This window comes from Stenotrophomonas sp. 86428_Sma, assembly GCF_056481585.1.
The window spans coordinates 1,203,085-1,215,216 of sequence record NZ_CM151156.1; the positions used below are offsets into that span (position 1 = coordinate 1,203,085).

Here is a 12,132-nt window from a genome sequence, read left to right on the forward strand (position 1 = left end):
CTTCGGGTGGAATGGAGTTCTGAGATTTTTCGGCAGGTTTATTTCCATTCTTGGTATTTGTTGGTATGTTCTTGTAAAGTTGTGAATGTTCAGATGGTGCTGTCTGTATCTGTGTGTCTTTCAATCAATAGGAGCAATAATGTCTTCGCCAGTCTCAGAGATGCTCAACGTTCCCAGCTACATCGCGAAGAATGGGCTCGAGTTCAACATCACCCTGAACAAGAAGCAGCTCAGCTCTGCTCACGACTACTGGCTTTACTTCATCGTCTGCAACCGCAAAGGCTGGGGGAATATTAATTTCACGCTTTTTGCTACAAAGAAGTCGTTCCCTTTGGAGCAGATCGCGGATCACCTTGCGAAGACTCTCGGCCTCGACGAGGTTAAGACGAGGCTCGATGCAGTAGATGATGGTGGAAAGCAGCTTCTCTTCCCCAGTTTTGTCGAGGGTTGGGCTCTTATTTGAGAAGCGCCTTGAAGTTTCTGCGGAGTCGATGCTGCTTTGCCCTGCGGCTCTAATTGCGTCCGTTCTATGTGTGCCCATGGCTGCTGCCGAGCATCAGTCAATTCTGGGCTACCATCAGACGGAGCTTGCTGCCAGCAAGTATGTCCTTGGTCCCCCAACCAGTTCTTGCGCAGCTCATGAGGCTATTGTCGTGGCATAGGCTGCGTCCGGGGCGCTGCAATGCGTGATGAGGGACTGTCGGATGTGGAGAGGCATCTCGTCAGCAATCACCGGAGCAGCCCTCATCTAGCTTTGGGATGTTGGCGCGCGTTTTGCTCCTTCAGGTTCGGGTCGCTCGCTCAACCATTCGTTTTTCTGCTGATAGCGTCGGGTGATAAGCAGCGCCTCAGGCGTTTGCTGCGTGCCAGGTGCGTACAGTCTCGGCTGGTTATATAGGGTGCGCAGTGGAAAAGTCGCTTGGGCCACTACTGCTGTTTAAGAGATGCTCTAGCTATGTGCATGAAGAATAGCGCCTCGGCATTCGCCGGGGTCTTTTTTTCTTCCAAGCTGCCGATATAGAAGGCAACTCATTGGAGGGCAAGCATGAACTGGCTGGATTGGGAGGTTCTCTATTGGAAATGGATACCGGCGTGGTCATGGATCTACATAAGTTCGCTGCTGTCTGTGGTTGCGCTGTTCGCATTCTGGGGCATCATCGAACGGCGCCAGGGACGTGAGCGATACTTGGTGACGCAGAGCGCAGCGATGACTTGGACGGTGGTCTGGAGCATTTTTGGTGTGACGGGACTGGTTCTAAAGTCCGTCTCCGGTGGAATGAGCCCTTCGATGTTCCGAGCGGGAATGATGATGCTCTTGGCCCCGATACTGCCAGTCGCAGTTTGGCTGCAGTGGCAGTGGAACGTGACCCGCGTGCTTGTACTGTCGAACCCCGACCGTGGCCAGCCCGCCTGCGAGTGGAGTCCTGCGTATCGATATGTACTGGAGCCGATTGGATTCGGGAAGGTGCAGCTCCACGTAGTGAAGCGGTCGAAGTCTCGATTTATGCGATTGATTCGAATTCAAAAGTGGAAGCCCGAACAAACCTCCAATATAGGCGTTCTGGGCGGGAGAGCGGCGTTGGTGGGACTGCTCAATGGACTACTGCCTGGTGAGCAAATCGAACTCATCACGCCCAATGCTGGATTGACGAAAGCCTTAGACAAGGCGGTGAAGAAAGGGCTTCCGGCTGAGTTCGCAGTGTCGCCGGCAGCGAGGAGGCTGGGGCATGTGGCGCTGCTTGGAGGACGTTTGATGGGAGGAGGTTGGAGCTGGGCTTACGCCATGCGCAATCCAGTGATTAGTGGCTACAGAATCCGACGCATGTGATTGCACGATGCGTCGCCCCGCGGCCTGTTGCTCGGCGGGACCTCAGGCAAAACCAACGTGCATGTTGGGCGTGGAGGGGCTGCGTGGCACCGGTCCTGCTACCGCTGTTTGAGGTCCGATGCCGAGTAGGCCGATTCTTTTCTTGTGCTACCAGGGCTTAGACAAGCGCCAGCGGCAGATGGCAGTTGCGCTCTAAAGGGCCGGCTCATGCGCTAGCGGGCTGGAAAATCTACTGAATCAGCTCGCATGGTTGAGGGAAATGTCTCCTGGCTTCCTCTTAGGCTATTGATTTAAATGTATTTTTTTCGTCCACTCGGGCGCTAGTCTGATTTGCTCCTGTGTACACAACCGTTCTGATCGAACGCTCGTTCGCAGCAGAAAAGAAAGCCCCGCTCATGCGGGGCTTTTCTTTATCCGGAATCCCTTCGGAGTTGTGCCCCGCAGCATCGGTTTTCGTGCACCGCGACTTGCAAACAGACAATTTCCTCCCCTATGGTGCAATCGATTGCATTGCTGTGAATCGTTGCGTTTGATACCGGTTGGGAGGCCGGCAGGTGGATGTCCATCCATTCGATCAGACCGGCCCCGGCGGCGGGCCTCACGCGGCGCGATGCGTTGCGCATGGCGGTTGCTGGAGGCGTAGCTCTGGGTACTGCGGGTACGCTGCCTGCATTCGCCGCCATGGCGCCGCTCAAGGGCAACCTGAAGCACTCCGTGGCCCGTTGGACCTTCCCGCAACTGTCGGTCGCCCAGCTCTGCGCGACGGTGAAGGACATCGGCTTTGCCGCGATCGACCTGGTCGGCCCGGAAGACTGGTCCACGCTGAAGGCGAATGGCGTGTACAGCTCGATGTGCAACGGCGCAGAACTGGGCCTGACCAAGGGCTTTGCCGGCCGCGAGTTCCACGACCAGCTGGTGGAACGCTACACGCGGCACATCGATCTGGTCGCCGATGCCGGCTATCGAAACCTCATCTGCTTTTCCGGCAACCGCAACGGTATGGACCCGCAGGACGGCATGGCCAATGCCGAGGCCGGCCTCAAGCGCATCCTCGGGCACGCCGAGAGGCGCGGGGTGGTGCTGGTGATGGAACTGCTGAATTCCAAGGTCGACCATCGTGACTACCTGTGCGACCACTCCGCATGGGGTGTGGAGCTGTGCCAGCGGCTCGGCTCGGACAACTTCGGCCTGCTCTACGACATCTACCACATGCAGATCATGGAGGGCGACATCATCGCCACCATCGGCAAGCATCACGCCTGCTTCAAGCATTACCACACCGCAGGCGTGCCCGGCCGGAACGAGATTGGAGACCAGCAGGAGCTCCACTATCCGGCCATCTGCCGCGCGATCCGCGACACCGGTTTCAAGGGGTATCTGGCGCAGGAGTTCACGCCTGCAGCGCCCGATCCCGTTGGCTCATTGCGCGAGGCGATCCGCCTCTGCGACGTCTGAAACGATATCCACCCAGGTGAGAAACCCATGGCAGATAATCACTACGACGCCATTGTTGTTGGCTCGGGAATCAGTGGCGGTTGGGCGGCGAAGGAGCTGACCGAAAAGGGCCTGAAGGTCCTGATGCTGGAGCGGGGCCGCAACATCGAGCACGTCAAGGACTACGTCAACGCGATGAAGGAGGCGTGGGATTTCCCGCACAGAAACCGTCCGACGCAGGCGATGAAGGCCAAGTTCCCGGTGCTGATGCGCGACTACGGCCTCGCCGAAAATCTGGAAGGAATGTGGGCCAACGAACAGGACTCACCCTACATCGAGACCAAACGCTTCGATTGGTTCCGCGGCTATCACGTCGGCGGCCGCTCATTGTTGTGGGGCCGGCAGAGCTATCGCTTCTCCGACCTGGACTTCGAGGCGAATCTCAAGGACGGCATCGCAGCCGATTGGCCCATCCGCTACGCCGATATCGCGCCGTGGTACGACCATGTGGAGAAATTCGCCGGCATCGCCGGTACGCGCGAAGGACTGGACGTGTTGCCGGACGGCGAGTTCCTGCCGCCGATCCCGTTGAACATCGTCGAGAAGGATGTGGCCGCGCGTATCAAGAAGGCCTTCGGCGGAAAGCGGCACATGATCCACTCGCGCACTGCCAACATCACCAAGCCAATGCCCGAGCAGGGGCGCGTCAACTGCCAGTACCGAAACAAGTGCATCCTGGGCTGTCCTTTTGGTGCCTACTTCTCGACCCAGGCGGCGACACTGCCAGCTGCGATGAAGACCGGCAACCTGACCTTGCGGCCGTTCTCGATCGTCAAGGAAGTGCTCTACGACAAGGACCGCAAGCGTGCCCGTGGCGTGGAGGTGATCGACGCCGAGACCGGGCAGACCTACCAGTACACGGCCAAGGTCATCTTCCTCAACGCGTCGTCGTTCAACTCGACCTGGTTGCTGATGAACTCGGCCACCGATGTCTGGGACGGCGGGCTGGGCTCCTCGTCGGGCGAGTTGGGGCACAACGTGATGGACCATCATTTCGGTGCGGGTGCCTCGGGCCGGGTCGAGGGCTACGAAGACAAGTACTACTTCGGCCGTCGTCCCTGCGGCTTCTACATTCCGCGGTTCCGCAACGTCGCTGCCGACAAGCGCGGCTACCTGCGCGGCTTCGGCTACCAGGGCGGCGCCAGCCGCACCGGCTGGTCGCGTGAGATCGCCGAGCTGAACATCGGTGCCGACCTGAAGGAGGCGCTGACCGTGCCCGGTGACTGGCGCATCGGCATGACCGGGTTCGGTGAAATGCTGCCGCACCACGACAACACGATCCGCCTGGACCGCGACCGCAAGGACAAGTGGGGGCTGCCGGTGCTGGCGATGGACGTTGCCATGCGCGCCAACGAACTGGCGATGCGCAAGGACATGGCCGCCGATGCCGCCGAGATGCTGGAGGCGGCCGGCGTCAAGGACGTGAAGATGCACGACAACGATTACGCCCCGGGCAAGGGCATCCACGAAATGGGGACCGCGCGCATGGGACGTGATCGGAAGAGCTCGGTGCTGAACCAGCACAACCAGGTCTGGGATGCACCCAACGTCTATGTGACCGACGGTGCCTGCATGACCTCCAGCGCCTGCGTGAATCCTTCGCTGACCTACATGGCGCTGACTGCGCGCGCGGCCGACCACGCGGTACGCGAACTGAAAGCGGGGAACCTCTGATGGATCGCCGCGAGCTGTTGAAGATGATCGTCGCCGCCACCGGTGCGGCCATGGTTGGGTTGCCTGCCCTTGTGCAGGGTCAGGCGCCGGCGGGCGCCACCAAGATTCATTTCTCCGATACCGACGTCGCTACGCTGGACGAGATCGCCGAGACCATCCTGCCTCGGACCCGGACACCAGGGGCGAAGGATGCCGGCGCCGGTCTGTTCATGGCGACCTTCGTCACTGACTGCTACACCGCCCGGCAGCAGGCGACCTTCCGCGCAGGGCTGACCGATATCGACAAGCGGGCCGGTGGCCGCTTCGTGTCGCTCACGCCGGAAGCCCGCACCGAATTGCTGCGCACGCTGGACGCCGAAGCCAAGGCACGCCATGCCGATGTCACCGAAACCGGTACGCCTGAAGAGGGCGAGGCGATGCCGCATTACTTCACGATGCTCAAGCAGCTGGCCATCTTCGGCTTCTTCACCTCCAAGGTCGGCGCCACCGGGGTGCTGCAGTACGTCGCCGTGCCGGGGCGCTACGACGGCGATCTTGCCTATGTTCCCGGCACGCCCGCCTGGGGGACCAGCTGATGGAGCGCAACAGGATGATCAAGCCGCTGCTGATCGCGGCCACCGTGCTGGCCGCCGCACCCGTGTTCGCGCAGAACGGTGCCGACGCCGCGCGCGACCCGAAGAAGACCGAGGTGTGGACGCCGGTGCCTGCGACCGTTGCCACGCCGCCAGGCAGGGCCCCGTCCGACGCAATCGTGCTGTTCGATGGCAAGGATGTCTCCGCGTGGGAGTCGGAGCAGGGCGGACGCGTGCCCTGGAAGGTTGCCGATGGCGCCATGACCGTCGTGCCCGGCAGCAAGGGCATTCGCACCAGGCAACGCTTCTGCGACGTCCAGCTGCATGTCGAGTGGCGCACGCCTGCCGACACGAAGGGCTTCGACGGACAGAACCGCGGCAACAGCGGCATCTTCCTGCAGGAGCTGTACGAGCTGCAGGTGCTCGACAGCTACAACAACCCGACCTATGCCAATGGCCAGGCGGGCTCGATCTACAAGCAGGCCATGCCGTTGGTGAACGCCTCGCGCGCACCGGGACAGTGGCAGGCCTACGACATCCTCTGGAAAGCACCGCGCTTCTCGGCGGGCGGCGGGCTTGTCTCGCCCGCGCGCATCACGGTGCTGCACAACGGCGTGCTGGTGCAGGATGACACCGTGCTGGCGGGCAAGACCGAGTACATCGGCGCGCCTTCGTACGCGCCGCATGCGTGTGCGCCGCTCTATCTGCAGGAACACGACTCCAGGGTCAGCTACCGCAACATCTGGGTGCGCGAGCTGTAGGGGCACGCGGCCGGCGTGATCGTCGGCCGCTTACTTCGCCAGGTAACTGGTGATGTCATTGATCTCCTGCTGTGACAGCTGGGAGAAGGGCGGCATCAGCCCACCGCCCTTGCTGATCTTTTCCTTGATCTGTGCGGGTGCCATGCGCTTGCCGATGTCGGTGAGCGCCGGGAACGCGCCCGGCATGCCCGCACGATCGGCGCCGTGGCAGGCCACGCAGTTCGCGGTGTAGAGCTTTGCACCCGCAGCCGGATCGTCCTTGCACCAGGCGGCCGTCGCAACGCTCATGCCACCCAGGGCCACCGCCATTGTCAGGATCATTTTCATGTGGGGCTCCTTGATGCGTCAGCGCCGCGCACGGGCGGGCACGTTGGTGGTCAGGTGTTCGCGCAGATAGTCCGCACCGGTCTGGATGATCCTGGCCGGATCGCGTGGCTGGTCGTGCTCGATGATGTACCAATGCACGCCGGCGGCTGCCGCAGCAGGCAGGATCGCGTTCCAGTCCAGCACGCCCTGGCCAACCGCGGCGAATCCGCCTTCGTCCTGGGCCTGGCCCTTCGGTGCATTGTCCTTGGCGTGTACCGCGAATACGTGGCCGCGGAACTTTGCCAGCATCACTGCCGGGTCCAGGCCTGCACGCGCGACCCAGGCCAGGTCCAGCTCGGTCTGCAGGTCTGGACCGGCGGCGGCGAACAGCAGTTCCAGTCCGGTCCTGCCATCAAAGTCGGCCAGTTCGAAGTCGTGGTTGTGGTAGGCCAGACGCATGCCCTTGCCGCGCACCTGCTTTGCGATGCGGCCCAGTTCCTGGCCCAGGGCGGTCCAGCCGGCGGCATCGATCGGGCGATCCTTCTTGTCCAGGTACGGCACCACCAGCGTCGTGTTGCCGATCGACCGGTTGAAGGTCACCACCCCGTCCAGATTGCTGCGCAGCTCGGCCAGCGGCACATGCGATGAAACCGCCCTGATCGAATACCGGTCCAGCAGCTGCTTGAGTTCGGCCGCGCTGGTGTTCTGCGTGCCGACCGTTTCCACCGCATGGACGCCTGCGTCGTGGACGATCTTCAGTTGCTGCTCGAGCGAGCCGGCATCGCGCAGGGTGTACATCTGTACCGCGATCGGCTTCTGCGTGCTGGCGGCTTCGACTGCAAAAGCGGGCAGGGCAGCGAGCAGCAGAATGAGGCTTGCAGTTCCATGGACAAGGGCTTTCATCAACAGATCCTCCCGGGTTTCAACCGATGGCAGTCCAGGCGCGCGACCTGGCCGATGCAATGACACGATCGACGATCCGCGCCGAGCGCAGGCCGTCCTCGAAGGTGGGCAGGCCCTGCGGCCGCTCGCCCTCGATGGCGCGATAGGTGTCGGCGACAAACGCTTCGAAGCACTGGGCGTAGCCCTGCGCGTGGCCGGCCGGCAACACCGACAGCCGGCGCTGTTCGGCACCGCCGGCGCCCGGTCCGCGCACGAAGACCTCCTCGCGCTGGTCGGGCAGGCCGATCCACAGCCGCTCGGCATCCTCCTGGTTGAAGGCCACACTGGCGTTGGCACCGTCGATCTCGAACCAGAGGTGGTTGTGGCGTCCGGCCGAGACCTGGCTGACCGTCAACGACGCCAATGTGCCGGCGCCGGTCCTGAACATCGCCGCCGCCACGTCCTCGCTTGAGACCGCCTGCATTGCGCTGGCTGCGGTTGGCGTGCTGAAGCTCTGCCCGCTGACGGCGCCGCGCTCGGCGATGACCGTAGAGAACGCCGCGCTGACCTCGGCGAAGCGTTCGCCGCTGACCCATTCCACCAGGTCGCACCAGTGGGAGCCGATGTCGGCGAATACGCGCGATGCGCCACCCAGCGCCGGGTCCACGCGCCAGTTGTTGCTGGCCGGGTCCAGCAGCCAGTCCTGCAGGTAGCTGCCGTGGATCAGGTGCAGCGGCCCCAGATCACCCTGTGCTATGCGTGCGCGCGCCTCGCGCACCACCGGGTGGTAGCGGTAGACGAAGGGGACCGTGGCAACCAAGCCGGTCGAGGCGGCCAACGCCGCCAGCGCCTGCGCATCGTCCAGCGTGGTCGCCAGCGGTTTCTCGCAGATCACGTGCTTGCCGGCTTCCAGCGCGGCCTGTGCCATCGCGCGGTGCAGATGATTGGGCGTGCAGACATGCACGACCTGCACTTGCGGATCGGCGATCACCTCTTCGATATCCCGATAGGCGCGCGGGACATTCCACAGCTGCGCCATCTCACGCGCGCGCTGCGCTGACGAAGCGGCGACGCCGCGTACCTCGGCACCGGCGAGCAAGGCCGCGCGGCGGTGCACGGTGCCGATCATGCCGGCGCCGACGATGGCGATTCCAAGCGTTGGCATCGGCTCGAATCCTCAGGGTGTGGAAGAAGCGGCGGCCACGGCGGGCCGGTCGCGGAACAGCAGCAGGAAGGCGATCAACACCACCAGTGCAACGCCGGCCGGGAACAGCCATATCTGCTGCCAGTCGGGGCCGGCCTCGGTGGTGAAGTGCTCCACCACCGCGCCGGACAGGAAGGTGCCGATCAGCATGCCCACGCCGTACGTGGCCAGGGTGATGAAGCCCTGCGCGCTGCTGCGCACGGCGGGGCCGGCATGCGCATCGGTGTAGATCTGGCCGGTGACGAAGAAGAAGTCGTAGCAGATGCCGTGCAGCACGATGCCGATCACCAGCAGCGGGAAGCCGCTGCCGGCATCACCGAAGGCGAACAGGGCATAGCGCAGCACCCAGGCCGCCATGCCGACCGCCAGCATGGTCTTCACCCCCAGCCGCACGAACAGGAACGGCATCGCCAGCATCAGCAGCACTTCGGACACCTGGCCCAGCGACTGCAGGCCCGCAGCGCCGCGTACGCCCAGGTCGTTGAGATAGGGGTTGGTGAAGTTGTAGTAGAACGCCAGCGGAATGCAGATGGCGATGGAGGCCAGGAAGAACACCAGGTACGAACGCGACTTCAGCAGTCGCAGCGAATCCAGCCCGAGGATCTGCCCGAGCCCGGCGTCGCGCTGCTGCGCCAGCGGCGGCGTGTGCGGCAGGGTGAACGCGTACAGCCCCAGCGCCAGCGAGGCCACTGCCGCCATCTGGAAGGTGAGTTCGAGCCGATGCGCCTGTTCCCAACCCAGCCAGCCGATCAGCACACCGGCCACGATCCAGCCGACGCTGCCGGCCACGCGCACCAGCGGGAACTGCTTCTCAGGCGATTGCATGTGCCGCATCGCCACGCTGTTGGCCAGTGCCAGCGTGGGCATGAACAGCAGCATGTAGCCCATCACGCAGGCCGAGAACATACTGAAGCTGGTGGCGGTGGACGCCAGCCACATCAGTACCGCGCCGGCCAGGTGCAGCACCGCGAGGATGCGCTGCGCGGCGAAGTAGCGATCAGCGATCAGGCCGACCAGGAAGGGCGCGACGATCGCGCCGATCGACTGGCTGAGGAAGGCCGTTGCGACCTGGCTGGCGCTGGCCTGCAGCGGGCCCTGTACCAGGTACGTCCCGAGGGTCACGAACCACGCTCCCCAGATGAAGAACTGCAGAAACATCATCGCGCCCAAGCGCGACATGGCGTGCGACATGGCTTGCCCTCCCGGGGCGGTAATGGCTCAGATTCCCAGCATGCGGTGCAGTGATGCGGCGTCCGTGCCACTGTCGGCAAAGTCATCGAAGGCGCGCTCGGTCACCCGGATGATGTGGTCGCGGATGAAGGCGGCACCTTCGCGTGCGCCGTCCTCCGGGTGCTTCAGGCAGCACTCCCATTCCAGTACCGCCCATCCGGGGAAGTCGTACTGGGCGAACTTGGAGAAGATCGCCTTGAAGTCGATCTGGCCATCACCGGGCGAACGGAACCGGCCCGGACGATCGATCCAGTCCTGGTAGCCGCCATACACGCCGCTGCTCGCGCTGGCGCGATACTCCGCGTCCTTGACGTGGAAGATGCCGATGCGCGCGTGGTAGCGGTCAATGAAGCCCAGGTAGTCCATCTGCTGCAGCAGCAGGTGGCTGGGGTCGTACAGGATCTTCGCGCGGGGGTGATGGTCCACCACATCGAGGAAGCGTTCAAAGGTCGCGCCGTCGTGCAGGTCCTCACCCGGGTGGATCTCGAAGCACAGGTCCACGCCGCAGGCGTCGAACGCATCCAGGATCGGGCGCCAGCGGCGGCCGAGTTCGGCGAAGGCTTCTTCCACCAGTCCCGGTGGACGCTGCGGCCAGGGATAGAAATAGGGCCAGGCCAATGCGCCGGAGAACGTGGCATGCGCGGTCAGCCCCAGGCGCTGGCTGGCTTTGGCGGCCAGCAGAAGCTGCTCGACTGCCCAAGCCTGGCGGGCAGCCGGATCGCCGCGCTTGTCCGCCGGCGCGAATCCGTCGAACAGGCTGTCGTAGGCCGGATGCACCGCGACCAGCTGCCCCTGCAGATGGGTGGACAGCTCGGTGATCCGCACGCCATGACCGGCCAGCATGCCGGCGACGTCGTCGCAGTACGCCTGGCTGCGCGCGGCCTCGGCCAGATCGAACAGGTGGGGCGCGCCGGTGGGGACTTGTACGCCAGAATAGCCCAGACCCGCGGCCCATCCGGCCAGCGTGTCCAGCCGATCAAAAGGAGCTGTGTCGCCGATGAACTGCGCCAGGAACAGCGCTGGACCCTTGAGCGTCTTCAACGTGATTCGCCCTCGATGCAATCGATTGCATTATCCTAGCAGGGGCTCACGCAGGACCTGTTGTGCACTGCACAGCAGACAGGAGAACTAACGCCATGGCCACCATCTACGACATCGCGAAGCACGTCGGCGTCTCCGCAGGCACGGTGTCGCGGGCGCTTTCCCGGCCGGACAAAGTGCTGCCGGCTACCCGCGCGCGCATCGAGCAGGCCGCCGCCGCACTGGGCTATGTGCCCAACACGGTGGCCCGCACGCTCAAGACCCAGCGCAGCGGCAAGATCCTGGTTACCGTCCCGGACATCGCCAATCCATTCTTCGCGCAGATCCTGCAGGGGGCGGAGGACGCCGCACAGGCGGTCGGCTATGCGGTTCTGCTCGGCGATACCCAGCATCAACCCGACCGCGAGGAGCGCTATGCGCAGATGCTCCGGCGCAACGAGGCCGACGGCATGATCGTGCTGGGGCACCGCCTGCCGCCCACGGCGCGCGAGATCGTCCAGCAGCGCGGTGCCGCCGCGCCGGTGATCAACGGCTGCGAGTTCGACCCCGCACTGGGCATTCCCAGCGTCCATATCGATAACGCCGCGGCCGCGCGCGTGGTGATGGAACATCTGTATGGGCTGGGACACGAGCGGATCGCCGTGGTCGGCGGACCGCCGGACAATCCGCTGCACCAGCAACGGCTGGAAGGGGTGCGGGCGGCCGGCAAGGCGCGTGGACGCCTGCGCCAGCTGAACATCGTGCCGGGTGACTTTTCGGTGGAATCCGGCCATGCGGCTGCCATGGCGCTGCTGGACGGCATGTCTGCGCCAACGGCGATCTTCTGTTTCAGCGATCAGATGGCGCTGGGCACCCTGGCGGCCTGCCGCGATCTGGGCATCCGCGTGCCGGAGGACCTGTCCATCGTCGGCTTCGATGATCTGGCATCTTCCCGCTACCTCACGCCGCCGTTGACCACCATCCGGCAACCGATGCGGGAGATCGGTGAGCGCGCGGTCAACCTGCTGCTTGCCATCATCGAGCACATGGATGTGCCGCTGCAGCAGACGCTGGATTTCAGCCTGATGCTGCGGGGTTCAACGGCGCCACCCAGGCGTGGGTGAGGCAGGGTAACCGCCGTGAATCCTTGATCCCGAATTG

The 12,132-nt window shown here is 63.7% G+C and carries 12 protein-coding genes; 7 read left to right on the forward strand and 5 right to left on the reverse strand.

Features of this window, described 5'->3' with window-relative positions; genetic code table 11:
* The first annotated feature begins 139 nt into the window (after positions 1 to 139).
* The 6 genes from ACZK3J_RS05400 to ACZK3J_RS05425 all read left to right on the forward strand — a co-directional run bounded on the left by ACZK3J_RS05400 (position 140) and on the right by ACZK3J_RS05425 (position 6,329).
* Entirely contained in the window at positions 140 to 463 is a 324-nt protein-coding gene (locus ACZK3J_RS05400) for a hypothetical protein (protein ID WP_478476510.1), read from the forward strand.
* 582 nt (positions 464 to 1,045) lie between these two features.
* Entirely contained in the window at positions 1,046 to 1,828 is a 783-nt protein-coding gene (locus ACZK3J_RS05405) for a hypothetical protein (protein ID WP_478476512.1), read from the forward strand.
* Between the two features lie 558 nt (positions 1,829 to 2,386).
* Positions 2,387 to 3,283 carry a hydroxypyruvate isomerase family protein gene (locus ACZK3J_RS05410; protein ID WP_478476514.1) on the forward strand — a complete coding sequence of 299 codons (897 nt, stop codon included), beginning with the start codon at positions 2,387 to 2,389 and terminating at the stop codon, positions 3,281 to 3,283.
* A 27-nt stretch (positions 3,284 to 3,310) separates the two neighbouring features.
* Positions 3,311 to 4,996 (forward strand): GMC oxidoreductase, encoded by a 1,686-nt coding sequence (locus tag ACZK3J_RS05415; RefSeq protein WP_478476516.1) that lies wholly within the window; start codon positions 3,311 to 3,313, stop codon positions 4,994 to 4,996.
* Positions 4,996 to 5,571, forward strand: coding sequence for a gluconate 2-dehydrogenase subunit 3 family protein (locus tag ACZK3J_RS05420; protein ID WP_369353425.1), 576 nt, complete (start codon positions 4,996 to 4,998; stop codon positions 5,569 to 5,571). Before ACZK3J_RS05415 ends, ACZK3J_RS05420 begins: the two co-directional genes overlap by 1 nt.
* Before the next feature lie 14 nt (positions 5,572 to 5,585).
* Positions 5,586 to 6,329 carry a 3-keto-disaccharide hydrolase gene (locus ACZK3J_RS05425; RefSeq protein ID WP_478476518.1) on the forward strand — a complete coding sequence of 248 codons (744 nt, stop codon included), beginning with the start codon at positions 5,586 to 5,588 and terminating at the stop codon, positions 6,327 to 6,329.
* A gap of 30 nt (positions 6,330 to 6,359) precedes the next feature.
* Here ACZK3J_RS05425 and ACZK3J_RS05430 read toward each other — a convergent pair whose 3' ends face one another.
* Genes ACZK3J_RS05430 through ACZK3J_RS05450 form a run of 5 tightly spaced genes read right to left on the reverse strand, consistent with a single transcriptional unit; the run spans position 6,360 to position 10,992 of the window.
* Positions 6,360 to 6,656: a c-type cytochrome gene (locus ACZK3J_RS05430; protein WP_478476519.1), complete on the reverse strand. Its 297-nt coding sequence runs from the start codon at positions 6,654 to 6,656 to the stop codon at positions 6,360 to 6,362.
* A gap of 18 nt (positions 6,657 to 6,674) precedes the next feature.
* Complete coding sequence (locus ACZK3J_RS05435; protein WP_478476521.1) at positions 6,675 to 7,538, reverse strand: sugar phosphate isomerase/epimerase family protein; 864 nt, start codon at positions 7,536 to 7,538, stop codon at positions 6,675 to 6,677.
* Positions 7,539 to 7,557: 19 nt separating this feature from the next.
* Positions 7,558 to 8,682 carry a Gfo/Idh/MocA family protein gene (locus tag ACZK3J_RS05440; RefSeq protein WP_478476522.1) on the reverse strand — a complete coding sequence of 375 codons (1,125 nt, stop codon included), beginning with the start codon at positions 8,680 to 8,682 and terminating at the stop codon, positions 7,558 to 7,560.
* Positions 8,683 to 8,694: 12 nt separating this feature from the next.
* Positions 8,695 to 9,912: a nucleoside permease gene (locus ACZK3J_RS05445; RefSeq protein WP_478476524.1), complete on the reverse strand. Its 1,218-nt coding sequence runs from the start codon at positions 9,910 to 9,912 to the stop codon at positions 8,695 to 8,697.
* A gap of 27 nt (positions 9,913 to 9,939) precedes the next feature.
* Entirely contained in the window at positions 9,940 to 10,992 is a 1,053-nt protein-coding gene (locus ACZK3J_RS05450) for a sugar phosphate isomerase/epimerase family protein (RefSeq protein ID WP_478476526.1), read from the reverse strand.
* Positions 10,993 to 11,087: 95 nt separating this feature from the next.
* Here ACZK3J_RS05450 and ACZK3J_RS05455 point away from each other — a divergent pair, with 95 nt between their 5' ends.
* Positions 11,088 to 12,095, forward strand: a complete 1,008-nt coding sequence (locus tag ACZK3J_RS05455) for a LacI family DNA-binding transcriptional regulator (RefSeq protein WP_049422751.1) — start codon at positions 11,088 to 11,090, stop codon at positions 12,093 to 12,095.
* Positions 12,096 to 12,132 lie beyond the last annotated feature (37 nt).